Source organism: Amycolatopsis sp. GA6-003, assembly GCF_046267895.1.
GTDB lineage: Bacteria > Actinomycetota > Actinomycetes > Mycobacteriales > Pseudonocardiaceae > Amycolatopsis.
In genome coordinates, this window is record NZ_CP176499.1 from 72,489 (window position 1) to 96,686 (window position 24,198).

The following is a 24,198-nucleotide window of genomic DNA, read 5'->3' on the forward strand; positions in this document are numbered from 1 at the left end:
TATCTTACCGGTCTCGAATCAGGACGTTTAGTGCACGCTTCTCCTCAGCCCGAGCCCGAGCCCGATCCGCAGCGCTGGCGCGCCTTGTGGGTGTGCCTGATCGCGGGGTTCATGACGCTGCTCGACGTCAGCATCGTCAACGTCGCGCTGCCTTCGATGGAGCACGGGATCGGCGCGACGCCCGCGGACGTCTCGTGGGTCGTCTCCGGGTACGCGCTCACCTTCGGCCTCGCGCTGGTGCCCTCGGGACGGCTCGGCGACGACTACGGGCGCCGCCGGATGTTCCTGCTCGGGCTGGCGTTGTTCGTCGCGGCCAGCGTGCTGTGCGGGGCGGCGCCGAACGCGACGTGGCTCGTCGTCGCGCGGCTGGGGCAGGGCGTCGCGGGCGGGTTGCTGAATCCGCAGATCATCGGCCTGATGCAGCAGCTGTTCTCCGGCCGCGAGCGGGGCAAGGCGTTCGGCGCGTTCGGGGCGACGGTCGGGCTGTCCACCGCGATCGGGCCGGTGCTGGGCGGGCTGCTGATCCAGGGCATCGGCGTCGACGAGGGCTGGCGGTGGGTGTTCTACGTCAACCTGCCGATCGGCATCGTCGCGATCCTGTTCGGGCTGCGCCTGCTGCCGAAGGACGCGCGCAGCGGCCGGAAGCGGACGCCGGACCTGGTCGGCAGCTTGGTGCTCGGCGTGGCGGTCGTGCTGGTGATGCTGCCGCTGATCGAGGAAGAGGAACAGGCCGCCGCGCCGCGCTGGTGGCTGATGGGCGTCGCGGCCGGGTTGCTCGTGCTGTTCGTGCTGTGGGAGCGCTGGCTCGGCAGCCGCGGCAAGCATCCGCTGGTGAACCTCAAGCTGCTGACCGTCCGCAGCTACTCGATGGGTTCCGCGCTCGGCATGGTCTACTTCGCCGGGTTCACCGGGATTTTCCTGGTCCTGACGCTGTTCTTCCAGCAGGGCCTCGGCTACACCGCGCTGCAGGCCGGCGCGGCGATGCTCGCGTTCGCGATCGGCTCGGCGATCTCGCCGGCCATCGGCGGGCGGCTCGTGCACCGGTTCGGCAGGCCGATGGTCGTGCTCGGGACGTTGCTCGTGGCGGTCGGGCTCGCCGCGACCGCGTGGCTCGTCCGCGACTACTCCGGCGCGAACACCGCGTTCGTGCTGGCCGGGCCGTTGTTCGTGGGCGGCTTCGGCAGCGGGCTGGTGATCTCGCCGAACTCGACGCTCGCCCTGGAGGAGGTCCCGCCCGCGGAAGGCGGCACCGCGGCCGGAGTGCTGCAGACCGGCCAGCGGATCGGTTCGGCGGTCGGCACCGCGCTCGGCGGGTCGCTGTTCTTCGGCGAACTCGGGCGTTCGCACGGGGATTACCACTCCGCGACCGCGCTCGGGCTGATCGGCTCGACCGCGCTGGTCGTGCTCGCGTTGCTGTTCGGGATCGCCGACATCCTGCTGTCCCGGACGCGCGCCAGCCGCCGCGCCCCGCGACCCGCGGCGGTTTCCGGCGCGGTCAGCGGTCTCGCGGCCGACGAAACGGCCGCAGTGTCGTTGACCTCCCTGGAGACTCACGAAGTACGCCGCACCACCGCCGGCGCGGACCACGCGTTCGCCCTCGACGCCCCGGCGGGCTCGTATCTGCTGCTGGTCCAGGCGCCCGGCCGGGAACCGGTGGCCCGCCATGTGCAGGTAGGCACCGAACCGGTGCGCGAGGACGTCGAACTGGCGCGCTCGGTCCGGCTCACCGGCACCGTGCACGCCGTCCGGGGCCCGTTCCCCGGCGCTCAGGTCGCGGTGCTGGACGCCGAGGGACAAGTCCAGCGGGTGACCGTCACGGACGAGGCGGGCCACTACACCGTGGACGACCTGTTCCCCGGCGAGTACACCGTCGTCGTGACCGGATACCAGCCGGTCGCGGAGCCGGTGCAGCTGACCGCCGAGGGCCCGGCCCGCTTCGATCCGTTGCTGCGGCTGGTTTCCGCGGACAAGTCCTAGTCGGAGACGAGCGCCAGCACCGCCAAGGCCTGGTCCCGCATCGCGACGTCGAGGAACGTCCCGTCGGCGAGGGCGATCGCGCCCACCCCGGCCTGGGTGGCACCGTCCATTCTGGACAGCACCTCCCGGGCCCTGGCGACTTCCTCGGCCGTCGGCAGGAAAGCCGCGCGGATCGTCGGCAGCTGCGCCGGATGGATCGCCGTCCGGCCGCGGAATCCGAGCGCCCGTCCGGCCCGGCAGCTTTCCGCCAGCCCGTCGAGGTCGCGGACGTTCGCGTACACCGACATCGCGGGCGGGGGCAGCCGCGCGGCGCGGGCGGCGTTCACGACCCGGCTGCGGGCCCAGGTGAGCCCGGCTTCGTCGGCCAGCCGCAGGTCGGACCGCAGATCCGCCTCGCCCAGCCCGAGCGACGCGGTCCGCGGGGAGGCGAGCGCGATCTCCAGCGCCCGTTCCACCCCGAGCGCCGACTCGATCAGCGGGTGCAATTCCCGCTCCGGCAAGGCATCGGCGTGCGCCTGGACGTCCACCGGGCTCTCGACCTTCGGCAGCCGCGCGCCCACCCACACCGGCAGCCCGGCGACCGCGGCCACGTCCGCCGCGTGCCACGGCGTGTCCGGGTGGTTGATCCGCACTTGCACCGGTCGCGAAGCGGGGACGTCGGCCAAGAGCCGGACCGCGTTGTCGCGTGCGATGTCCTTCTGCGCGGGCGCGACGGCGTCTTCGAGGTCGACGAGCACGACGTCGGCGTCCGAGGCGAGCGCTTTGGCGACGCGGTCGGGTCGGTCGGCCGGGACGTAGAGCAGGGTCAGTGCGGGCGTCATACCGCTCCTTCCGCACGCAGTTCGGCGATCCGCGACGCGCTGAAGCCGAGCGAGCCGAGCACCTCGTCGGTGTCCGCGCCGTGCGGGCGGCCGGTGAAGCCGATGACGCCGTCGTTGTCCGACAACCGGAACAGCGGTCCTTGCATCAGCGTCGTGCCCAGTTCCGGGTCCTCGATCTCGTGGATCGTGCCCAGCGCGCGGAACTGCGGGTCGGCCACGATGTCGGCCGCGTCGTAGATCGGCGCGACCGCGGCCTGCGCTTCCTCGAACGCGGCCACGACCTCGTCGCGCGTGTGCCGCGCGATCCAGCCGCCGACGGCCTCGTCCAGTTCGTCCGCGTGCGCCGCCCGGTCCGCGCCGGTGGCGAACCACGGCTCGTCGGCCAGTTCCGGGCGGCCCACCAGGCGCACCACGCGTTCCGCGATGGACTGCGCCGACGTCGACACCGCCACCCACTGCCCGTCGCTCGTGCGGTAGGTGTTGCGCGGCGCGTTGTTCGTGGAGCGGTTGCCGGTGCGCGGCTGGACCGTGCCGAGCTGGTCCCATCGCGTGATCTGCGGGCCGAGCATGGCGAGAATCGGCTCGATGATCGCGACGTCCACGACCTGGCCGCGGCCGCGGGCGGCTCGCCCGGCGAGCGCGACCATGATCGCGTACGCGGTGGCCAGTGACGCGACTCCGTCGGCGAGCCCGAACGGCGGCAGCGTCGGCGGCCCGTCCGGTTCGCCGGTGGCCGCGGCGAATCCGCTCATCGCCTCGGCGAGCGTGCCGAAGCCGGGGCGCGGCGAGTACGGCCCGAACTGGCCGAATCCGGTCACCCGCGCGAGCACCAGCCCCGGGTTGCGCGCGGACAGCTCCTCGTACCCGAGGCCCCAGCGTTCGAGCGTGCCCGGCCGGAAGTTCTCGATCACCACGTCCGCGGTCTCGGCGAGGGCCAGGAACACCTCGCGCCCGCCGTCGCTGCTCAGGTTCGCCGTGACGGTGCGCTTGTTGCGCCCCAACGTCTTCCACCACAGGTTGACGTCGCCCTTGGCCACCCCGTGCGTCCGTGCCGGGTCCGGCCGCGCCGGGTGCTCGACCTTGACCACCTCGGCGCCCATGTCGCCGAGGTGCATCGCGGCCATCGGCCCGGCGAACAACGTCGACGCGTCCACCACCCGCAACCCCGCCAGCGCCCCGGCCGAAGCATCCCTCGACACAGTCATCGCGGCACGTCCCACGCACAGCGGAATCCGACGGTCGCGCCGCGCGCCAAGCCCAGCCCCGGCAGCAGCAGCTTCACGCTGTAGTCCGGCGCGTGCCGGCCGCCTTCGACGTACCACTCGGAACCCTCGGCGCGGTAATCGCTGCCGCCCTTGAGCATCACGAACCGGGTCCTCCCGTCGGAATGTTCGCTTTCGGTCCAGTTCCACACCGCGGGCGCGCCGCGCCGCAGGCCGCCGGTTTCCCCGGCGAGCTGCCATTCGTCCTCGGTCGGCAGCCGGCCGCCCCGCCACGCGCAGTACGCCCGGGCGTCGTCGAGGTCGACAAAGGTCACCGGCTCGTCCTCGGCAAGCGGCCGGCCGTCGACCCAGTGCGCGAGGAACCGATGCGGCACGACCGGCTGGTATCCAGTAGCGGCAAGGAATTCCGCGAACTCGCCGTTGGTCACCTCGCTGGCCGCGACCGCGACCGGCGACGCCAGCGAACCGTCCCGCTGCAGCGTCCGGGCGTCGTGCAGCCGAGGCGGCAGCGGCTTCCACTCGTCCACATACGGCGCGCCCTGGTACATCCCGGTCTCGCGGCCGCGGTACCGCACCGTAAGCACATACGGTCCGGCGGGCACGATGATCGCATCAGCGTCCGGAATGCCGCTCGACGGCTGCGGCTCCACCCGCACGGCGAGCCGATGCGGGAACCGCGCGTCCGGATCGTGCGGCAGGGTCGCCACTCGCGCCAGCCACGACGGCTCCTCCGCCCCGTCGGCGACCCGGAGCAACGCCGAAATCCCGCGCGCGGGCACCCGTCCGTCGGTGAACAGATCGAGCACCGGCCCGTCGACGACCGGCCCGAGATAATCCGAGTCGCCGCGGTTGACGACTGTCCACAGTGTCCAGTCGCCGAGTTCCCAGCGCGACGCGTAGACCCCGGCCGCCTCGGCTTCCGGCGTCAGCGGGGCCAACGGCGTCCACTCGCCTTCGCGCAGCAGGTCGCCCGCCGCACGTTGCACCGTCACCATCCGCCGCACCGTCGCCGCGTCCCGCCGCGACCAGCCGACCCACACGCCGAACACGACTTCCCACACCATCACGCCGACGCCGTTCAGCCACGCCGACTGCAGTTCCTCGGTGTGGTCGCGGTGCCACCGCCGCACGTGGTGCTGCATGTGCCGCCGCTCGTACCAGTGCGAACGCAGCACGCCCGGCACCGGCGAATCGGCGAAGAACTGCGCCCACGACGCCGAATGGTCCTCGATCCGCTCGACCGGCAGCTTCGACTCGCCCTCCAGCACGACCCCGGGCCGCGCGCGTTCGAGCTGTTCGACCAGCGCCGGATCGGCCTTCTTCAGCGTGTCCAGGAAGACTCCGTCCGCGCCGAAATCGGCCAGCACGGCCGACAATTCGGCGGCGTCGTCCTTGCCCCGGCGGGTGCCGACGTCCCACGGGTTGTAGTCCACGAACACCCGCACGCCCGCCGAATGGAACGTATCGACCAGCTCGCGGAGACCGGGCACGTCGCGGTAGAAATCCCACTGGTTGCGGTCGTCGAGGCCGATCACCGGGTACGCGTGCCACAGCACGACCGCGTCGAGGCCGCCGAACCGCTGGTGCGCGTCGGCGAGGAAGCGCTCCGGCGTGAACCGGCGCTCCTCGAACGAATACAGCAACTCGTCCCACAGCCAGACCTGCGCGACCGTGTGGCATCCGGCGGCCCACGCGGCTTCCGGCCGGTCGTAGGCGCGGCCGTGGTACCTGTGCCGCCGGTGCGAGTCGGCACGCCATTGCCGCAGCCGCGCCCGCCATTCCTCGCGGTCGGCGGGGTCCGCCGGGCCGACGAAAATCTTGGCCTCGTCCAGTGCCGCGAGCTGCTCGGGGGAGAGCGGCGCGCCGAGCGGGACCTCGGCCGGCCGGTCGATCGGGCGCGGGACGAGCGGGTCGAACACGTACGTCATCGGGCTTTTCCTCCGGCAGCGAACTCGGTCACCTCTGCGACGGTCGGCACGGCGGACTGCGCGCCGGGCCGGGTGACCGCGAGCGCAGCGGCGGCCCCGGCGCGTTCGGCGGCTTCGCGGAGCGGACGACCCTCGGCGAGCGCTGCCGCGAGCACGCCGCAGAACGTGTCTCCAGCGCCCGTGGTGTCCACCGGGGACACCGGAAAACCGGGCAGCTGCACGATTTCCCGCTCAGCGACGACGCACCCGGCCGCCCCGAGCGTGATCACCACCGAGGGCGCGCGCTGCCGCAGAATCCGAGCCAATTCCTCCGGCGCCGCGGAGACCCCGGTCAGGTCGGCGGCTTCGTGCTCGTTGACGATCAGCACGTCCAGATCAAGCTCCGGCAGCGGCCGGGACGGCGCGGCGTTGAGCACCATCCGCGCACCAGACCGCCGGGCCGCAGCCGCAGCGGCCACGGCCTCGAGCGGAATCTCCAGCTGCGCGAGCACGACGTCCGCCGCGGCGATCCGCTCCAGCTGCGCCTCCCCGAGAGAGAGCCGCGAGTTGGCCCCGGGAGCGACCACAATGGAGTTCTCGCCGTCCGGCGACACCATGATGAACGCGGTCCCGGTCGCACTGTCCACACGCGACACCAGATCGGTCCGCACTCCGGCCTTATTCAACGATGCCAACAGAAATTCCGCGCCGTCGTCGGTGCCGAAAGCGCCGAGAAACGTCGTCTCCGCCCCGCCCGCGAGTGCCGCCGCGACAGCCTGGTTGGCCCCTTTGCCGCCTGGGCTGCGCCGAAGATCGCCGCCCAGCACGGTTTCGCCGCCGCCCGGCTGCCGCGGCACGTCGACCACCAGATCGACGTTCGCCGACCCGACCACGACAACTCGCCCGGTCACCGCGCCACCCCGGCCGTTCGCGCGGCAAGGTCGGTGATCCGCTGCTCGCCTCCGGGCAGCGACGTCGCGATCCGGTTGTCGAGCGGCTTCGTCCACTGCTCGCCGATCCCGTCCACGCCCGCCAGCGCACCGACCACGCCGCCGACCGTCGCCGCCGCGGAGTCCGTGTCCCAGCCAGCCGTGACCGCGAGCGAGATGCTCCGCCCGAAGTCGCCGTCGCCGCGGGCCAGCGCGTACGCGATCACCGCCGCGTTGTTGAGCACGTGCACCCAATGCAGCTCGCCGTATCGAGCGTGCAACCGGTCCAGCCCGTCCTCGTAAGCAGCGGCCTCTCGGCCGAACCGGACCGCCGAGGCAAGCCGACTGCCCGGGGGCAGAACGGTTTCCGCCGCGTCCAGGACACTGTGGACGGAATCGCACACCATCGCCGCCGACGCCAGCGCAGCCGCCCACATCGCGCCGTAAATGCCGTTGCGGGTGTGGCTGAGCCGCGCGTCGACCCAAGCGAGCCGCGCGGCTTCGCGGACGTCGCCGGGGGAGACCCAGCCGAAGACGTCAGTCCGGATCAGCGCGCCGATCCACTCGCGGAAGGGATTGAGGTGCGTCGCGGTCTCCGGCACCGGGCGCGCGTCCAGCAGGTTCCGGTACGCGGCGCGTTCGGCGGTGAACACCCGCCCGGCCGGCAGTTGCTCGAGCCAGAGCTGCGCGACGTCGTCGGTGGCGAACTCGCGGCCGTGCCGTTCCAGCAGCGTCAGAGCGAGGATCGGGTAGTTGAGGTCGTCGTCCTCCGGCATCCCGGAGATGTTCTCCTCCAGGGAAGTCGGTGCCGACCGGCGGTTCCACGGCCAGCGCGCGGCGACGTCGTCCGGCAGCCCGACCGCGGTGAACCACCGGTCCAGCGGCCAGCGTCCGGTCGCGCGCAGGATCTCCTCGATGCCCTCGCGCGGGATCTTCTCCACCGGCTTTCCGAGCAGGCACCCGGCCGCCCGGCCGGTCCACGCGCCGAGCGTGCGATCAGCCGCAACCTCGGGGAGGACCGGCGCGGCCGGAAGCAGCGCGACGATCTCGTCCCAGCCGTCCGGTTCCCCCGGCGCCGGAGCCGCCGGAAGCGCGGACAGCTCGTCCAGCAGCGTCCGGGCCAGCGCCCGCAACGCTGGGGGCGCCGGCCGCGGTCCTGCCCCGCTCGCCGCGGGCACCGGGTCGCCGCCGGCGGCGACCCAGCGCTCCCGCACCGAGGCCACGTCCTTGCCCTCCACAGCGGACTGGACGAACTCGTGCGCGAGCAGGTCTTCGGGTTGAGCCCAGGTCAGCCTCATGCCGCGGCCAGCGCGTCGAGGGCGGCGAGCCGAGCCTGGGCCCGAGCCCGGTCGGCCTTGACGATGTCCGCCGCGGCCGAGGCGAGCAGCCGCCCGGTCTCGCGCAGATCCATCCTGCTGGCCTCGCCGATCGGGTCGATCCACTCGTCCGGCACCGAGGCCGCGCCGCCGAGCCCGGCGCAGAGCGCACCCGCCATCGACGCGATCGAATCCGCGTCCCGGCCGTAGTTCACCGAGGCCAGCACCGCGCCGCGGTAATCGCCCTGGTGGCCCAGCACGAAGCCCAGCGCGGCAGGCAGCTCCTCGATCGCCTTGGTCCGCGACGGCCGCCGCGCGTCCATCGACATCTGCCGGTACTCCGGCCCGACCGAATCGAACGGCGCGACCACCTCGCGGATCTTCCGGGCGAGCGCCCGCTCTTCGTCGTCGGTCTTGGGCGCGGCGTTCCACCCCTGGAAGGCTTCGACCACCGCCTGCAGCGCCGCCAAAGTCCCGTCGTGCGACACCGCGAGCGCGGCCTGCACGACGTCGCCGATCGAGGCGCCCGGCGCGACCGAAGCGGCGACCATCGCGGCCAGCACCCCGGCGGCTTCCCGGCCGTAGCTCGACTGATGCGGCGCGGTCAGGTCGATCGCCTCCGCGTACGCGGCCTGCGGATCGCCCGGGTTCACCACCCCGACCGGCGCGATGTACATCGCCGCACCGCAGTTCACGATGTTGCCGACGCCCGCCTCGCGCGGGTCCGCGTGGCCGTAGTGCAGCTTCGCGACAATCCACTTCTCGGCGAGGAACACCCGCTGCAGCAACAGCGCCGTCGACTCCAGCTCCGGAACCCAGCGCGGTTCGCCGATCATCAGCGGCACCAGGTCCTCGGCCATCGCGTACGCGTCGAGATGCGCGCGCCGCTTCGCGTAGACCTCCACGAGCGCGCGGGTCATCAAGGTGTCGTCGGTGATGTGCCCGTCGCCCTTGTGGTACGGCGCGATCGGGCGCGCGTCCCGCCAGTTCGGATACCACGGCGGAACGATCCCGGCCACCCGGCCGCCGTGGCGCTCCTCGATCTGCTCGGGCGTCCACCCTTCGGTCGCGCCGCCGAGCGCGTCCCCCACTGCCGCGCCGGTGATCACTGCCACCGCGCGGTCCTCCAGCCAGGTCACCGGCTTGCGTCCCTTCGTTGCCCGGCGCGGGCGGTTCCTGCCCGCGCCTGTGGTGCGCCGGGGTCACCGAGGACCCCGGCGCGGTCGTCACTTGCCGACGCTCTTCCAGCCGTCCTTCAGCTGCTGGGCCAGCGTGTTCGCGTCGATCTGGTTCGCCAGGAAACGCTGGTAGGCGGGCGTCGCGACAGTGTCCTTCCACTGCGCGTACTTGCCGGCGAACAGATACGGCGCCGAGGTCAGGTACTTGCCCGAGGCGAGGATGGTGCTCCAGCCCTTCTTCGCGCCGAGCTTCTTGTCCAGCGCTTCCCGAGCGGAGTTGCTCGCCGGGATGAGCGTGTCCGCCTCGTTGAGCGCGGCGAGGTTCTCCGTGCTGGTGAAGTACTCCAGGAACTTCGCGGCCTGCTCGACGTGCTTGGAGTCCTTGTTGACCGACAGCGTCTGCGGGTTCGCCGCCTGCGCCGGTCCGGCCGGGCCGGCGATCGGCGGCAGCGCGATCCAGTCGAGGTCCTTCGGCGCGTCCTTCTCGATGTTCGCCGCCTGGTACGAGCCCTGCACGGTCATCGCGACCTGGCCGGCGTAGAACGGCGCGAGCGCCTTGCCGCCGGACTGCGTCAGCGTCACCGGCAGGATCGAGTGGTCGATCGCGTTCATGTCGTGCACCAGCTGCGGCAGCGCCATTTCGCCCTGGCCGACGCTGATCTGCGCCTGGTCGCCGGTGCCCTCGAAGTACTTGCCGCCGAAGCCAGGGGCCATCGCCACGAACGTCGCGGTCGGGCTCGACAGGCCCCAGCCGAGGCCGTACTTGCCGTCCTTCGTGGCGGCCTTGGCCAGCTGGCGCAGCTGGTCCCACGTCATCGTCTCGCCGGCCGGGAGCTGCGCGCCGGACTGCTCCAGCAGCTTCTTGTTCGCGAAGACCACATAGGACTGCAGCTCGGTCGGGTAGGCGACGACCTTGCCGTCGACCGTCACCGAGTCGAGCACGCCCTTCGGGATGTCCGCGCGCTTCTGCTCGGACAGATAGGGGGAGAGGTCGGCGAGGTAGCCGTCGGTCGCGAACGGGCCGATCCCGGCGGCCTCGTAGTGCACGATGTCCGGCGCGGTGCCCGCGTTGAACTGGGTGATCAGCTTGTCGTAGGCGCTGTCCCAGCCGGCCTGGACGACCTTCACCTGCGTGTCCGGATGCGCCTGGTTCCACGCCCCGACGATCTTGTTCGTGGCGGCGATCGCGGCGGGCTGGTCCGACAGGGACTGGAAGGTGAGGGTGACCGGGCCGCCGTCCCCGCCGCCGCTGTCCGCGCCGCTGCCGCACGCGGCGGCGAGCAGGCTGGCGAGGGCGAGGCTGGCGGCGGCTGCCGCGCGTCGTGTCTTCATCGACCGACCTTTCGAAGGGGTTTCCGATGGGGTGGGGCTCATCCCTTCACCGCCCCGGCCATGAGGCCGCCGGTGAGTCTCTTCCGCAGGAGGCTGAAGAAGGCGATGCTCGGGATCGCCGCGAGCACCGCGCCCGCGGCCAGCGGGCCGAGGGCGACCTTGCCCTCGCCGCCGATGAACATGGTGAGCGTGATCGGCAGCGTGTAGTTCTCCGGCGTCTGCAGCAGCACCAGCGCGAAGAAGAACTCGTTCCACGACGACACGAAGCTGAACATCGCGGTCGCGACCACGCCCGGGGCCAGCAGCGGGAACACGATGGTGCGCAGCACGGTGAACCGGTTCGCGCCGTCCATCGCCCCGGCCTCCTCCAGCTCCACCGGGATCGCCGCGACGTAGCCCTGCAGCATCCACAGCGCGAACGGGAGGATGTAGGTGGTGTGCACGAGCGTCAGCCCGACCAGGCTGTCGGCCAGGCCGAGCGTCCGCAGCACGAGGAACAGCGGCAGGATCACCAGCACCACCGGGAACACCTGGCTGACCAGGATCCAGGTGACGCCCGCGATCCGCAGCTTGCCCTTGAGCCGGGCCAGCACGTAGGCGGCGGGCACTGAGATCAGGATCGCCAGCACGGTGCTGGCCAGCGCGACCAGCAGGCTGTTGAACGCCGAATGCAGCAGGCCCTGACGGGAGAGCGCTTCGCCGTAGTTGTCCCAATGCCACTCGCTCGGGATCAGGTTGACCGACAGCGAGTTCAGCTCCGCCGACGACTTCACCGACGCGGAAATCAGCCACAGCAAAGGAAAGCCGAGGAACAACAGGTACAGCACGAGAGCCAGGTACTGCGCGGGGCGCACGGACCAGCGCATCGATCACCGCCCCCTTTCCGGGCGGTCGCCGCGGAACTGCGACCGCAGGTAGATCGCGAGCAGCGCGACGACCACGAGGACGAGGACCAGCCCCATCGCGGCGGCGTAGCCGATTTCGCGGTTCTTGAACGCTTCGAGGTACACGAACAGCACGGGAACCATCGTTTTGCCGCCCGGGCCGCCCGCGGTGAGCACGTAAACGAGCGAAAACGAATTGAAATTCCAGATAAAATTCAGGGAAGTGATGGAACTGACGATCGGGCGCATGCTCGGCCAGGTCACCGCGGTGAAGCGCCGCCACGCCCCGGCTCCGTCCACGGCGGCCGCCTCGTGCAGTTCGGCCGGGATCTGTTGCAGGCCAGCCAGAAGCGTCACGGTGGTCTGCGGCATGCCGACCCAGACTCCGACCACGATCACCGCGGGCAATGCGGTGGTGAAATCGCCGAGCCAGTTGATTCCGTCCGGCAGGCCGATGCTGCCGAGGAACGCGTTGAGCGGACCGCCGTTGGCCGAATAAATCATCTGCCACATAATCGCGACGACTACCGGCGGCATTGCCCACGGAATGAGCGCGAGCACCCTCGTGAGGCCCTGCAGTTTGAGCCCGGAGTTCAGCAGCAGTGCGAGACCCATCGCCGCGGCCAGCTGCAGGACCGTCACGCCGACCGTCCAAATCAGACCGATCCGCAGCGAGTCCCAGAACAGCGAGTTGCCGCCGAGCCGGACGAAGTTGTCGATCCCGGCGAAGCCGAAGTCCGGATGCCGCACCAGCCGGGTGTCGGTGAAGGCCAGCACGATGCCGATCACCAGCGGGGCCACCGACAGCACCAGGATCGGGATCAGCGAAGGCATCACCAGCGCGATCGCCTCGCGTCGCCGGGTGCGCGCCTGGGTGGTCTTCTTCGGGCGCGGCGGGGGAGCGGGGGCCGCTCGCCGCGGCTCGATCGCGGTGGTCATTCCGCGTCCTCCACGTTCTGGTCCACAGTGGACTCCCGGACGAACAGCTCGGTCCCGACCGAGATCTGCCGCGCCGGGGCGTCCGCGTCCTCGGCGAGCCCGAGCATCAGCCGGGCGGCGGCGCGCCCGCGCTCGGCCGAGCCGAGGGACACGCTGGTCAGCCGGGGCAGGAAAACCTGCCCGAGTTCGGTGTCGTCCATCCCGGTGACGGCGACGTCGCGCGGAATGCCCAGCCCCCGTTCGCGGGCGGCGCGGATGGCGCCGATGGCGAGCAGGTCGTTCGCCGCCACGATGGCGTCCGGCCGCTGCGGACGGTCGAGGAGCTTCCGGGCGGCTTCGATCCCCGCCGCGACAGTGAAATCGGCCGCGACCTCGACGGCCGTCTCCGCGGCGAAGCCCTTCGCGGACACTGCCTCGTCGAACCCGCGCTGCCGCGAGGAGCCCGGCGTGGTGTCGAGCGGCCCGTTGAGGAATCCGATCCGGCGGCGGCCCAGCGAAACCACGTGCTGCACCGCCGCGCCGATCCCGGCCGCGGAATCGGTGGAGACCGAGCTGATCCCGCGGTCGCTCATCGCCCGGCCGATCACCACGACCGGAACCGGGGCGCGGCCGATCTGCTCGATCAGCTCGTCGTCGGTGCGCAGCGGGATCACGATCATGCCGTCGACGAACCCGCCGTGCAGGCTCCGCATCAGCTCGGCGGTCGACGCCGCGGTGTCCCCGGTGGACATCACCACGACCCGGTACCCGTGCGGGGCGAGGACTTCGTGGATGCCGCGCATGATCTCGACGTAGACCGGGTTGCCGATGTCCGCCACCGCGAACGCGATCTGCGAAGTCTTCTTCAGCCGCAACGACCGCCCGATCGCGTCCGCGCTGTACCCGAGCTCGGCAGCGGCGGCGCGCACGCGCTCGACCATCGCTTTGCTCGCGCCGGTCCCGTGCAGCGCGCGCGAGGTCGAAGCCAGCGACACGCCGGCGCGCTCGGCCACCTGGATCAGCGTGGCTCGGGTTGACGTCATCGTCCCTCCCGGTCGGACATCGCGGAAACCGCTGTTGGAAACGTTTCCAAGCTACGTTCTCAATGGCCTGGAAACGTTTCCAAGCGGTGCCCGGATCATGTCACCCGGATGGCGGACGTGTCAACGGAGCTGCTGCGGGCCGCGGGGATCTGTGACGTCAGCGTGACGTGCGCGGGTTTTAGCGGCGGTTCAGCGGGATCGGCGGTCGGCGCGGACGACGTCGGCCGCCGAGGGGGCATGGTCCGGATCGGTCAGCCACTGCAGGGCAGTCCCGACCAGCAGCGAGTAGTAGTGCGCGCCGACCGCGTGGACGTCCTTCGGCTCGGCGTCCGGTCCGAGATCGCCGAAGGCGCGCGCGAGCGCGACGCGAGCCAGCTGCTGGCCTTCGGCGTTGATCTTCCGCACCTTCTCGTCGTGCTGGAGGTAGCTGACGCTCTCGAAGTTCACGAACCACAGCTCGCGGTGCTCCTGAATGGACTCGATGATCCGCGCCCAGCGCCGCTCCGGCCCGGCGTTCTCGTCGGCCGGGTCGGAGAGGACGGCGAACAGCATCTCGCCCCATTCGGTGTTCAAGCCGGACAGCGCCTGCGTGAGCAGCTGTTCCTTCGAGCCGAAATGGTAGTTGATCGACGCCTGGTTGGCCCCGGAGGCGGCGACGAGGTCGCGCACCGTAGTGCGCGCGTAACCGGCTTTGAGGAGGCATTCCCGGGCGGCGGTGATCAGGTTCTCGCGGTGTCCCACGCGTGCTACCGTATCAGGTAAACGTTCGTTTTAAACGACCGTTCATCACTCTGGGAGGACTCGAGATGACCGCACCCGCGATCCGCATCCGGCGGCTGCGCTGCCGCTTCGAAGGGGAAGGCGGCCCGGTCGACGCACTGCGGGGCGTAGACCTGGACGTCCCGCGCGGCGCCTTCGCCGCGATCATGGGCCCGTCGGGCTCCGGGAAAACGACCTTGCTGCACTGCGCGGCCGGCCTGCGCACGCCGACGGAAGGCACCGTCGAACTGGACGGCACCGATCTGTCCGCTTTGGAGGAACCGCAGCTGGCCGCACTGCGGCGGCAACGGATCGGCTTCGTCTTCCAGCAGTTCAATCTGCTGCCCGCGCTGACCGCGGAGGAGAACATCGAGCTTCCGTTGCGATTGGACGGTCGCGGACCGGACCCGCAGCGCACCGCGGCGTTGCTCGCGCAGGTCGGCCTGGCGCAGCGCGGGGGACACCGGCCGGGCCAGCTTTCCGGCGGGCAGCAGCAGCGCGTGGCCGTGGCGCGGGCGCTGGTGACCGGTCCGGAGGTGGTGTTCGCCGACGAACCGACTGGCGCGCTGGACATCCGCAGCGCGCGGGAAGTGCTGGGCCTGCTGCGGCAGCTGGCCGACCGAGGGCAGACGACCGTGATGGTGACGCACGACCCGGTGGCCGCGTCCTATGCCGACGCGGTGCTGTTCCTGGCCGACGGCCTGGTGGTCGACCAGTTGTCCCGGCCGACCGCGGCGGCGGTGGCGAACCGGATGGCGGTGCTGGTCGAGTCCGCCGAGCGGGCGGCGAACGCGGTGGGTGCTCGGTGACCCGGCGCGGAAATCCAGCGGCAACCATCGTGACTGGCGAGATTCTGTTTGCTGGCAACGCATCCAAAGGAGGATTGACATGCTGAGACTCGCCTTGCGGCTCTTCGGCCACCACCGCGCCGCCGCAGTGGCCACCGGTCTCGTCGCACTCGTCGGGATGGCGCTCGTGGTCGCGATGACGGCCCTGCTCGGCACCGGGCTCGCCGAGAGCACGGCCCCGGCCGACCGGGGATTCCTCACCCAGTTCCCGCTCATCCTGGGCGGCTGGGTGGTGGCGATCGTCGTGTTCGCGATGGTGTCGACGATCAGCGTCACGCTCGCCGCGCGGTCCGGCGAGATCGGCGGCTTGCGGTTGATCGGCGCGGCGCCCCGGCAAATCCGCGTGCTCGTTTCGACGGAAACCCTCGCGATCGCCCTCGTGGCCGCGTTGCCCGGCCTCGGACTCGGCTACCTGCTCGGGCTCCTGCTGCTGACCGGCGTGCGGTCCACCGGGCTCACCGCGCCGGGCACCTCCTTCGCGCCCGGCATCGTGCTGCCGCTGCTCGGGGTCGCGGTGGTGCTGCTGGCCGCGGTTCTCGCGGCGTGGATCGGCAGCCGCGGCCCGGCCCGGCGCAGCCCGGTGGAAGAAGAGTCCGGCCCGCGCCGGGTCCGGTCGGCGCGGCCCCGGCGGATCGCCGCGATCGCCTTGCTGGCCGCGGGTTTCGGTTCGGCGAGTTCGGTGCTCGCGCTGCCTGCGGACACCATCGCGACGACCGGGCTGACCGGTCCCGCCGTGGTGCTGTGCTCGATCGGCTTCGCGATTCTGGCCCCGGAACTGATCGCCGCGGCCAACCGGATCACCGGCCGTCTTTCACGCGGGGCGAAGAACGCCGAGGCGCATCTGGCGGGCGTGAACCTGAGCGCCGCTCCGGAGCGAGCGCGCCCGATCGTCACCTTCCTGACGCTGCTGGTCGGCGTCTCCGCCGGCACGTTGGCCATGCAGGGCATCGAAAACCGGCACAGCGTCCCCGGCAGCACTGCCGACGTGCTGGCGTCGATCAACTACCTGGTGGTCGTCCTGATCTCGCTGTTCATGGCGATCGCGCTGACCAACAACCTGGTGGCCGCGATCGGCGACCGCCGCACGGAATTCGCGACGCTGTCGCTGATCGGCTCGACCGTCCGGCAGGTCCGCGGGATGCTCCTGCGCGAAACCGCCGCCGCGGCACTGCTGGCGATCGCGGTCGCGGTGGCGGGTTCGGTGCTGTGCGTGCTGCCGTTCTCGATCGTCAAAACCGGCGGCGCGGCGGCGGCGTTCAGCGTCTGGCCGTTCGCGGGGAGCGCCGTTTTCGGGGGAGGAGTGGTGCTGCTGGTGACGGCGGTGGCCGGCGCGCGGGCGATCCGTTCCGCCGCGGTGGCCGCGTAGCGGATCTGCGCCCCCCGGCGGGTTCCTGCGATACTCGGGCCCATGATCTTGATCGTCCTCAAAGCACAGATCCGCCCCGAGAAACGCGCCGAATGGCTGGAAGGCATCGAGCGCTACACCGAGCAGGTGCGCGGCGAACCGGGCAACGTCTCGTTCGACTACTACCAGAACGGCAAGAACGAGAACGAATTCGTCCTGGTCGAGGTCTTCGCGGACAGCGCCGCCGGGGACGCGCACGTCGCCACCCGGCACGCGCAGGAGTTCTTCCCGTTCATGTCGACGGTCGTGGCGAAGAAGCCCGAGATCAACTACCAGAACCTCGACGGCGCGGCCTGGTCGGAAATGGCCGAGGTCACCCCGGTCGACTAGCGGCGAACCCCGGCTCGGGGTGGATTCGCGGGGCGGTTGCCCCGCGGGCGGTTGTCCGGAACGGGGAGGAGTTCAGCGAGACGCTCGGCTGGGGTGTCCCAGCCGGGTGTTTTGCGTGGGCGGCACCTCCGTCTGGAAACCCGGCGTCATCCCCGGCGCCGGGTTGATTCCCGCAGCCGCAGTTCCGGAGTCCGGAACACCGGCCCCGCGGGCGTTTCCGCCCCGGACAGCCGGGCCAGCATCAGCTCCACGGCGCGTTCGGCCAAGGCTTCGTGGGTCAGGTCCATCGCGGTGATCGGCGGCGTGCTCGTGCGGGCGTGTTCGCTGTCGGTCAGCGCGGCCAGCAGCAGATCGTCCGGGACGCGCAGGCCCAGCGCGGCGGCGGCGTCGGCGATGAGCGGGGCGAAATCGCTCGTCGCGACCACGATCGCGTCCGGCCGGTCCGCGCCGGACAGCAAGGGCTGCACCAGTTCGGGCACGTCCCCCGGGGTCAGGCCTTCGCTGAGCAAGGCGGTCCGCGGCGGCAGCGCGCGCCGCTCGCACCACGCCAGATAGGTTTCGCGCGGCCGCCGGTTCCAGGCGTTGTCCTCGGTGCCCGACAGCAGCAGCACGTCCCGCGCGCCCTGGTCGTAGAGGTGGTCCAGCAGGGCTTCGACCACCGGCGGGTAGTCCAGCCGCACGGCCCACGGCAAATCCGGCTGCTCCGGATCCTCCTCGACCGTCACCACCGGCAGGCCGCGGCCGAGCAGTTCGGCCAGCGCGGTGTCGCCGCCGTAGGGGTGGGCCACGATGCAGCCGTCCATCGGCACGCTCGCCACCGCCGGATCGTGCAGGTCGGGCACGTGGATCAGCCCGGTTTTGCGCCGCAGCATCTCGGTCGCGACCGACCCGACGAGCCGGTTGAACGTTTCGGCGCGGTCCGGCGTGCCAGCCACCGCGTAGCGCGGCCGCAGGATGAGCCCGACCAGCCCGGACCGGCCGGTGCGCAGCGAGCGCGCGTTCGGGTTCGGGTCGTAGCCCAGCTCCGCGGCGGCCTCGCGCACCCGCGCCTTGGTCGCCGCCGAAATCGGCCGGCGCCCGGAAAGCGCGTGCGAAACCGTGCTGATCGAGACCCCGGCGCGTTCGGCGACCTCCCGGATCGTCACCGGCCGTTTGCCGCCGTCGGTGTCCACTCTGGTTCCCCTCCGCCCTGCCTCCGGACGGCCCAGTATCGCCCACCGCCCGGCCGGCGAGGGCTTGACACCGCACCGGCGCGCGGGTTTGATGCCGCGAAAGCTCATCAAAACGTTTTGATGATGATAGGAGGCGCCATGGCCGCCCCGCACGAGCCCGCCCCGCCCACTACCGCCGCCGCGCCGACCGTCGGCGACGTCTGCACCGGGATGGGGCTGACCCGACGGCATTGGCTCGCCGGATCGGTGCTGTTCTTCGCGTTCGTGGTCGAGGCCTGGGAACAGGTCGGGCTGGTCTACGTGTCGAACGGGATCGCGGACGAATTCGGCGTGGACAACACGAAACTCGGCTGGGCGCTGTCCGCGGTCGCGTTCGGCATGGTGCCCGGCGCGCTGCTGTGGGGCGGGCTGATCGACCGGCTCGGCCGCCGCCGCGTGACGGTGGCGAGCCTGCTGATCTACGCGGTGCTCGCGCTGGCCGCCGGGCTTTCGCCGGCGTTCTGGCCGTTCGTCGTGCTGCGGTTCCTGTCCGGCGTGGCGTTCGGCGGGGTCTACGCGGTCACGTTCCCGTATTTCCTCGAACTGCTGCCGACCGCCCGGCGCGGCCAGGGCGCGGTCGCGCTCAGCATCGGATTTCCGATCGGCACGCTGCTGTGCATCGGCGTGAGCCAGTCGCTCGGCACGGTCAGCTGGCGCGCGGTCGCCGTGGTCGCCGCGCTGGCCGGGCTGTGGGCGTTCGCGGTGCTGCGGTGGGTGCCGGAATCGCCGTACTGGCTCGCGCGGCGCGGCCGGCACGCGGAAGCCACCGCCGTGCTGCGCGGTCTCGGTGCGAAAATCCCGGCGGACACCACGTTTTCCGTCGAGGACGCCGACCGCAAGGCGGGCGCGGTGCGCAACCTGTTCCGCTCGCCGGTGCGGCGGCGGTTCCTGCCGATGCTGCTCACGTCGTTCACGTTCAGCTGGGGCTACTGGGGTCTGCAGACGTGGCTGCCGGTGCTGCTGCAGAACCGCGGGCTGAGCGTGTCCGGCGCGGTGTGGTTCGTCGCGGTGACCCAGGTCGTGTCCGTGCCCGGCTACCTGCTCGCCGCGTGGCTGACCCGACGGCACGGGCGCAAGCGGATCTTCCTGCTGTTCGCGCTGGCCTCGGCGATCGGCGGCGTGCTGTTCGGCCTCGCCACCGGTTCCACGCAGCTGTACGCGGGCAACCTGATCCTCGCGTTCTTCTCGCTCGGCGCGTGGGGCATCTGGAACACCTGGTCCGCCGAGGTGCTGCCGACCGGGCTGCGCGGCGTCGGCTACTCCTGGTCCACCTCGGCGATTCTGCTGGCCAACACGGTTTCCGTGCCGGTGATCGGCGCGATGATGGACCACGGCGTCGCGTCCTCGCTGACCGTCGCGTCGATCGTGGCCTTCCTCGTCGTCGCGCTTCTCGCCGTCCTTCCGCTGCCCGAGACCGAGGGCCGCGCGCTCACCTGAGTTTCCCTTATCCGACAAGGAGTTCTCATGACCTACCGGGTCGCCATGGACATCGGCGGCACCTTCACCGACGTGGTCGTCCACGACGGCGCGACGCAGCGGCTGCGCGCGGGCAAGGTGCTCACCACCCCCGACGACCTCGCGCGCGGCGTTTTCGGCGCGCTCGAAGGATTCGACCTGCCGTTCGCCGAGATCGAGTTCTTCGTGCACGGCACCACGCAAGGCCTGAACGCGCTGCTCGAACGGCGCGGCGCGAAGGTGCTGATCCTGACCACGAAGGGGATCGGCGACGTCTACCGGATCGCGCGCGGCAACCGGAACCGGCTGTTCGACCTGCACTACCGCAAGCCCGAGCCGCTCGTCGGCCCGGAAGCGGTCGCGGAGGTCGCCGGACGGCTCGACGCGACCGGCGCGGAACTCGAACCGCTCGACGAGGACGCCGTGCGGCTGGTCGCGAAACGCGTGCGCGAAGAGGGTTTCGAGGCCGTCGCGGTGTGTTTCCTGTTCTCCTATCTGGATTCCGGGCACGAGCGCCGCGCGGGGGAGATCCTGCGCGCCGAACTCGGCGACGACGCGCTGGTCGTGCTTTCCCACGAGGTCGCGCCGGAATGGCGGGAGTACGAGCGGACGTCGACGGCGGTGCTGGAGGCCTACACCGGCCCGTCGGTGCATCGCTACCTCGACCGCATCGAGGCGCGGTTCACCGAGAAGGGCCTGCACGTCCCGGTGCACGTCATGCAGTCCTCCGGCGGGCTGGTCAACGCCGGGTTCGCGCGGCGGCATCCGCTGCAGACGCTGCTGTCCGGCCCGGTCGGCGGCACGATGGGCGGCGTCGCGGCGGCGAAGCTGCTCGGCCGTCCGGACCTGATCTGCGTGGACATGGGCGGGACCTCGTTCGACGTCTCGCTCGTGATGGACTACGCGGCCGACGTTTCGCCGGACGGCGAGGCGGAGGGTTTCCCGCTGCTGATGCCGCTCGTCAACCTGCACACCGTCGGCGCCGGCGGCGGTTCGCTCGCCTACGCCGAGGGCGACGCGTTGCGCGTCGGCCCCGAATCGGCGGGCGCAGTGCCCGGTCCGGCGTGCTATGGCCGCGGCGGCACGCAGGCGACCGTCACCGACGCGAACTGCGTGCTGGGCCGGGTCGATCCGGAGTCGTTCGCCGGCGGCGGCATGCCGCTCGACCTCGACGCCGCGCGTAAGGCGGTCGCGACGCTGGCACAGCAGCTCAGCATGGACCCGGTCGAGCTGGCGTCCGGGATCTGCGACGTCGGAAACGCCAAGATGGCGCAGGCGATCCGCACCCTGACCGTCGAGCACGGCCGCGAGCCGGGCCAGTTCGCGCTGCTCGCGTTCGGCGGCGCGGGACCGATGCACGCGGCGTTCATCGCGCGGGAAATCGGCATCACCGAGGTGATCGTGCCGCGGTTCCCCGGAGCGTTCTCCGCGTGGGGCATGCTCGAAGCCGATGTCCGGCGGGACTTCACCATGCAGTTCTTCGCCAACGGAAGCGAGCTCGACACCCGCGCGTTGCGCACCGCTCTCGACTCGCTGCGCGAGCAGGCCCTGGAAGCGTTGCGGGAACAGGGAATTCCCGAGGAACGGCGGTCGGTGACGCACGGCGTCGACATGCGGTACGAAAGCCAGGACTACACCTTGACCGTGCCGATCCTGGACGACGATCCGGTCGACAGCCCGGAATTCCTGCCCGCCATTGAGGCGCGGTTCGCCGAGATCCACCACCAGCGCTACGGCCACGCCACCCCCGGCGCGCCGGTGCAGTTCGTCGCGCTGCGCACCACCGGCCACGGCGTGGTCGACCGTTCCGCCGCGTCCGCCGAAACGAGTGCCGGACGACCGGAGCCGGTGGTCCGCGACGTCGTGTTCGCCGGAAAGCCGGTGCCCACCGCGATCGTGGCGCGTTCGTCGCTCGCTCCCGGCAGCCGGTTGTCCGGACCCGCGATCGTGCACGAGGAAACCGCCACCACGGTCGTCCCGCCGGACGCCGAACTAGCCGTGGACGACCACGGCTTCCTGGTCGTCACCCTCGCGGCCGCCGACCACCTGCAGGAGGAGCACGCGTGAGCATCAGCCCTGTCACCACCGAAATCATCCGCTCGGCGCTGATCCAGGCGGCCGAGGACATGAACATGACCCTCATCCGGTCGTCGTACACGCCGACGATCTACGAGGGCAAGGACTGCGCCGTGGCGCTGCTGGACCGGAACCACCGCGTGCTCGGCCAGTCGTCCGGGCTGCCGATTTTCCTCGGGAACCTGGAGATCTGCACCAGCCACACCGAGGAGCTCTTCGGCGCGGACGTCTGGCAGCCCGGCGATGTGTGGGTGCTCAACGACTCCTACATCGGCGGCACCCACCTCAACGACTGCACGGTGTACGCGCCGATTTTCGTCGGCGAGGAACTGGTCGGCTTCGCGGCTTCGCGGGCGCATTGGATCGACATGGGTTCCAAGGATCCCGGCGGTTCGATGGATTCCACGAACATCTACCAAGAGGGTCTCCGGATGGGGCCGACGCGGATCGTCGCGGGCGGCGTCGAATGCGCCGACATCCTCCGGCTGATCGAGACGAACGTGCGCTTCCCGTACGTGACCCTCGGCGACATGCGCGCGCAGATCGCCTGCGCCCGGATGGGGGTGCGGCGGCTGGGCGAGCTGTTCGCCCGCTACGGCGCGGAAACCGTCGACGCCGCGCGCGAGCAGATCTTCGCCCAGACCGAACGGCTGGAGCGCGAACGCATCGCGGCGATCCCGGACGGCGAGTACGAGGCGACTGGGTATCTGGACAACGACGCGATCGACCCGGACACGCCGCTGAAGGTGCGCGTGCGGGTCATCGTCGAGGGCGAATCGATGACGATCGACCTCACCGACTGCGCGGACCAGGCCACCGGCCCGGTCAACTGCGGCCGCTCCCAGGCGATTTCGGCCGCGCGGGTCGGGTACAAGCTGCTGATCTCGCCGCAGGTGAGCCTGAACGGCGGTTCGTTCGCGCCGCTGGACGTGCAGGTCCGCGACGGGTCGATGCTCGGCGCGCGGGAGCCGGCGGCGTGCCAGTACTACTACTCGAGCCTCGGCATGCTCATCGATCTCGTGGTGGCCGCGCTCGCGCCCGCGATGCCGGACCGCGTCGCGGCGGCCAGCTACGGCGATTCGATGATCGTGCAGTTCGCCGGCGAGCATCCGCGGACGGGGGAGCCGTTCGTGACGCTGGAGGCGACCGTCGGCGGCTGGGGCGCCTGGAAGGGCGGCGACGGGGAGACGGCGCTGATCAACAACGTCAACGGTTCGCTGCGGGACCTGCCGGTCGAGGTGGTCGAAACGCTGTATCCGGTGCGGGTGAACGAATACCGCATCCGCGCGGGTTCGGGCGGCGCGGGGCGCTGGCGCGGGGGAGACGGGGTGATCCGGGAGTACGTGATGGAGGCGGATCAAGACCTGTCGCTGTGGTGGGAACGCTCGGTGACGCCCGCGTGGGGGCTTTTCGGCGGGTCGGCGGGCGCGCCGCCGCGGGTGGTGCTGAACCCCGGGACGCCGGAGGCCCGGGAGATGCTGAAGGTGAACAGCCTGCGGGTGCGGCGGGGGGACGTGCTGCGGTGCGAGTCCGGCGGGGGAGGGGGCTACGGGGTTCCGGAAACCGCTGGGGCGTAACGGGATCCGGGGCCGCCGGGCGGGCGCTGGACAGCTGGTTGACTCTTCGGCAACTTACTCGGAGTTAGTTACGCTCGTCCGGACGGCCGGCGGCCCCGCCCTGACGGTCGCTGTTCGCCGCGTGGAGGCCCGTCGTGCCCACCGCCAGCCGCGTCGGCTCTTTCGACCACGACGGATTGACCTTCGACGTCCGCGACACCGGCCCGCTGGACGGCGAGCCGGTCGTCCTGCTGCACGGGTTCCCGCAGACCGGCACGTCGTGGTCGGAGGTCGCGGCGCTGCTCAACGAGCGCGGATTCCGCACGCTCGTGCCGGATCAGCGGGGCTACTCGCGGCGTGCGCGTCCCCGGGGCCGCTTCGCGTACCGGTCGAGCCGCCTCGTGGCCGACACGGCCGCGCTGATCGCCGCCGCCGGGGCCGGTCCGGTGCATCTGGCCGGGCACGACTGGGGAGCCAACGCGGCCTGGTCGACCGCGGCGCGGCACCCGGAGCTGGTCCGGTCGCTGACGACGGTGTCGGTGCCGCATTCCGGCGCGTTCCTGCGCGCGATGCTGACCAGCGACCAGCTCGTCCGTTCGTCCTACATGCTCTTCTTCCAGCTGCCGTGGCTGCCCGAATTCGTTCTGCGCCGCCGTCCGCGGCTGCTGGACCGCGCCCTCGCCGCGACCGGGATGACCCCGGCGCAGATCGCCGACGTGCACCGCGAAATCCTGCTCGGCGGCGCACTGACCGGCGGCCTGAACTGGTACCGCGCGATGCTCCTGCTGAACCCGTCGAGCCTCCGGGCCCGGGTGACGGCCCCGACGACGCACGTGTGGAGCGACGGGGACCAGGCACTGTCGCGCCGGAGCGCGGAACTGGCCGGGGAGTACGTCGAGGGTGCCTACCGGCTGGAGATCCTGTCCGGGGTCAGCCACTGGGTTCCGGAAGAGGCGGCGGCGGTCTTGGCTGGCATTATCGAGCGGACTGCGGCTTTGGCGGCTTCGCAGCCCTGATCGGCGCTGTCCAC

At 71.3% G+C, this 24,198-nt stretch carries 20 protein-coding genes; 8 read left to right on the forward strand and 12 right to left on the reverse strand.

The features are described from left to right. Positions 1–30 precede the first annotated feature (30 nt). Entirely contained in the window at positions 31–1,977 is a 1,947-nt protein-coding gene (locus F9C12_RS00350; RefSeq protein ID WP_409464268.1) for a DHA2 family efflux MFS transporter permease subunit, read from the forward strand. Here F9C12_RS00350 and F9C12_RS00355 read toward each other — a convergent pair. From F9C12_RS00355 to F9C12_RS00405, 11 genes are all read right to left on the reverse strand, one after another. After that, positions 1,974–2,798: an HpcH/HpaI aldolase/citrate lyase family protein gene (locus F9C12_RS00355; RefSeq protein ID WP_409464269.1), complete on the reverse strand. Its 825-nt coding sequence runs from the start codon at positions 2,796–2,798 to the stop codon at positions 1,974–1,976. The genes F9C12_RS00350 and F9C12_RS00355 overlap by 4 nt on opposite strands. Then, entirely contained in the window at positions 2,795–4,003 is a 1,209-nt protein-coding gene (locus F9C12_RS00360; protein WP_409180001.1) for a CaiB/BaiF CoA transferase family protein, read from the reverse strand. The genes F9C12_RS00355 and F9C12_RS00360 overlap by 4 nt, the downstream gene beginning before the upstream one ends. Further along, positions 4,000–5,949 carry an SUMF1/EgtB/PvdO family nonheme iron enzyme gene (locus tag F9C12_RS00365; RefSeq protein WP_409464270.1) on the reverse strand — a complete coding sequence of 650 codons (1,950 nt, stop codon included), beginning with the start codon at positions 5,947–5,949 and terminating at the stop codon, positions 4,000–4,002. Before F9C12_RS00365 ends, F9C12_RS00360 begins: the two co-directional genes overlap by 4 nt. Beyond that, positions 5,946–6,839 carry a ribokinase gene (locus F9C12_RS00370; protein ID WP_409464271.1) on the reverse strand — a complete coding sequence of 298 codons (894 nt, stop codon included), beginning with the start codon at positions 6,837–6,839 and terminating at the stop codon, positions 5,946–5,948. The genes F9C12_RS00365 and F9C12_RS00370 overlap by 4 nt, the downstream gene beginning before the upstream one ends. After that, positions 6,836–8,155 carry an ADP-ribosylglycohydrolase family protein gene (locus F9C12_RS00375; protein WP_409464272.1) on the reverse strand — a complete coding sequence of 440 codons (1,320 nt, stop codon included), beginning with the start codon at positions 8,153–8,155 and terminating at the stop codon, positions 6,836–6,838. Before F9C12_RS00375 ends, F9C12_RS00370 begins: the two co-directional genes overlap by 4 nt. Beyond that, positions 8,152–9,312, reverse strand: coding sequence for an ADP-ribosylglycohydrolase family protein (locus F9C12_RS00380; RefSeq protein ID WP_409180005.1), 1,161 nt, complete (start codon positions 9,310–9,312; stop codon positions 8,152–8,154). The genes F9C12_RS00375 and F9C12_RS00380 overlap by 4 nt, the downstream gene beginning before the upstream one ends. 87 nt (positions 9,313–9,399) lie before the next feature. Beyond that, complete coding sequence (locus F9C12_RS00385) at positions 9,400–10,683, reverse strand: ABC transporter substrate-binding protein (RefSeq protein ID WP_409464273.1); 1,284 nt, start codon at positions 10,681–10,683, stop codon at positions 9,400–9,402. 38 nt (positions 10,684–10,721) lie between these two features. Further along, entirely contained in the window at positions 10,722–11,549 is an 828-nt protein-coding gene (locus F9C12_RS00390) for a carbohydrate ABC transporter permease (RefSeq protein WP_409180007.1), read from the reverse strand. A gap of 3 nt (positions 11,550–11,552) precedes the next feature. Further along, positions 11,553–12,506: a carbohydrate ABC transporter permease gene (locus tag F9C12_RS00395; protein ID WP_409180008.1), complete on the reverse strand. Its 954-nt coding sequence runs from the start codon at positions 12,504–12,506 to the stop codon at positions 11,553–11,555. After that, the gene (locus tag F9C12_RS00400; protein ID WP_409180009.1) at positions 12,503–13,528 is read right to left on the reverse strand and encodes a LacI family DNA-binding transcriptional regulator; all 1,026 of its coding nucleotides are present in this window, start codon (positions 13,526–13,528) and stop codon (positions 12,503–12,505) included. Before F9C12_RS00400 ends, F9C12_RS00395 begins: the two co-directional genes overlap by 4 nt. 189 nt (positions 13,529–13,717) lie before the next feature. Continuing rightward, positions 13,718–14,269 (reverse strand): TetR/AcrR family transcriptional regulator, encoded by a 552-nt coding sequence (locus F9C12_RS00405; protein WP_409464274.1) that lies wholly within the window; start codon positions 14,267–14,269, stop codon positions 13,718–13,720. 65 nt (positions 14,270–14,334) lie between these two features. On the opposite strand from F9C12_RS00405, the gene F9C12_RS00410 reads away from it, so the two are divergent. From F9C12_RS00410 to F9C12_RS00420, 3 genes are all read left to right on the forward strand, one after another. Then, the gene (locus tag F9C12_RS00410; RefSeq protein ID WP_409464275.1) at positions 14,335–15,096 is read left to right on the forward strand and encodes an ABC transporter ATP-binding protein; all 762 of its coding nucleotides are present in this window, start codon (positions 14,335–14,337) and stop codon (positions 15,094–15,096) included. Between the two features lie 79 nt (positions 15,097–15,175). Beyond that, the gene (locus F9C12_RS00415) at positions 15,176–16,501 is read left to right on the forward strand and encodes an FtsX-like permease family protein (RefSeq protein WP_409464276.1); all 1,326 of its coding nucleotides are present in this window, start codon (positions 15,176–15,178) and stop codon (positions 16,499–16,501) included. 42 nt (positions 16,502–16,543) lie between these two features. Continuing rightward, complete coding sequence (locus tag F9C12_RS00420; protein ID WP_409180013.1) at positions 16,544–16,870, forward strand: putative quinol monooxygenase; 327 nt, start codon at positions 16,544–16,546, stop codon at positions 16,868–16,870. A 146-nt stretch (positions 16,871–17,016) separates the two neighbouring features. Here F9C12_RS00420 and F9C12_RS00425 read toward each other — a convergent pair whose 3' ends face one another. Then, entirely contained in the window at positions 17,017–18,042 is a 1,026-nt protein-coding gene (locus F9C12_RS00425) for a LacI family DNA-binding transcriptional regulator (protein ID WP_409464277.1), read from the reverse strand. A gap of 138 nt (positions 18,043–18,180) precedes the next feature. Between F9C12_RS00425 and F9C12_RS00430 the strand changes: the two genes are divergently transcribed. From F9C12_RS00430 to F9C12_RS00445, 4 genes are all read left to right on the forward strand, one after another. Next, positions 18,181–19,518 (forward strand): MFS transporter, encoded by a 1,338-nt coding sequence (locus F9C12_RS00430; RefSeq protein ID WP_409464278.1) that lies wholly within the window; start codon positions 18,181–18,183, stop codon positions 19,516–19,518. A 27-nt stretch (positions 19,519–19,545) separates the two neighbouring features. Beyond that, the gene (locus F9C12_RS00435) at positions 19,546–21,603 is read left to right on the forward strand and encodes a hydantoinase/oxoprolinase family protein (protein ID WP_409464279.1); all 2,058 of its coding nucleotides are present in this window, start codon (positions 19,546–19,548) and stop codon (positions 21,601–21,603) included. Next, positions 21,600–23,189: a hydantoinase B/oxoprolinase family protein gene (locus F9C12_RS00440; RefSeq protein ID WP_409180017.1), complete on the forward strand. Its 1,590-nt coding sequence runs from the start codon at positions 21,600–21,602 to the stop codon at positions 23,187–23,189. Before F9C12_RS00435 ends, F9C12_RS00440 begins: the two co-directional genes overlap by 4 nt. 134 nt (positions 23,190–23,323) lie before the next feature. Beyond that, on the forward strand, positions 23,324–24,184 hold the full coding sequence (locus tag F9C12_RS00445; protein WP_409464280.1) for an alpha/beta fold hydrolase: 861 nt from the start codon (positions 23,324–23,326) through the stop codon (positions 24,182–24,184). Positions 24,185–24,198 lie beyond the last annotated feature (14 nt).

Coding starts and splice junctions, on each gene's coding strand:
- F9C12_RS00355 (WP_409464269.1), bottom strand. CDS start 2,798: ATGACGCCCGCACTGACCCTGCTCTACGTCCCGGCCGACCGACCCGAC.
- F9C12_RS00360 (WP_409180001.1), bottom strand. CDS start 4,003: ATGACTGTGTCGAGGGATGCTTCGGCCGGGGCGCTGGCGGGGTTGCGG.
- F9C12_RS00365 (WP_409464270.1), bottom strand. CDS start 5,949: ATGACGTACGTGTTCGACCCGCTCGTCCCGCGCCCGATCGACCGGCCG.
- F9C12_RS00375 (WP_409464272.1), bottom strand. CDS start 8,155: ATGAGGCTGACCTGGGCTCAACCCGAAGACCTGCTCGCGCACGAGTTC.
- F9C12_RS00385 (WP_409464273.1), bottom strand. CDS start 10,683: ATGAAGACACGACGCGCGGCAGCCGCCGCCAGCCTCGCCCTCGCCAGC.
- F9C12_RS00390 (WP_409180007.1), bottom strand. CDS start 11,549: ATGCGCTGGTCCGTGCGCCCCGCGCAGTACCTGGCTCTCGTGCTGTAC.
- F9C12_RS00395 (WP_409180008.1), bottom strand. CDS start 12,506: ATGACCACCGCGATCGAGCCGCGGCGAGCGGCCCCCGCTCCCCCGCCG.
- F9C12_RS00400 (WP_409180009.1), bottom strand. CDS start 13,528: ATGACGTCAACCCGAGCCACGCTGATCCAGGTGGCCGAGCGCGCCGGC.
- F9C12_RS00410 (WP_409464275.1), top strand. CDS start 14,335: ATGACCGCACCCGCGATCCGCATCCGGCGGCTGCGCTGCCGCTTCGAA.
- F9C12_RS00415 (WP_409464276.1), top strand. CDS start 15,176: ATGCTGAGACTCGCCTTGCGGCTCTTCGGCCACCACCGCGCCGCCGCA.
- F9C12_RS00420 (WP_409180013.1), top strand. CDS start 16,544: ATGATCTTGATCGTCCTCAAAGCACAGATCCGCCCCGAGAAACGCGCC.
- F9C12_RS00430 (WP_409464278.1), top strand. CDS start 18,181: ATGGCCGCCCCGCACGAGCCCGCCCCGCCCACTACCGCCGCCGCGCCG.
- F9C12_RS00435 (WP_409464279.1), top strand. CDS start 19,546: ATGACCTACCGGGTCGCCATGGACATCGGCGGCACCTTCACCGACGTG.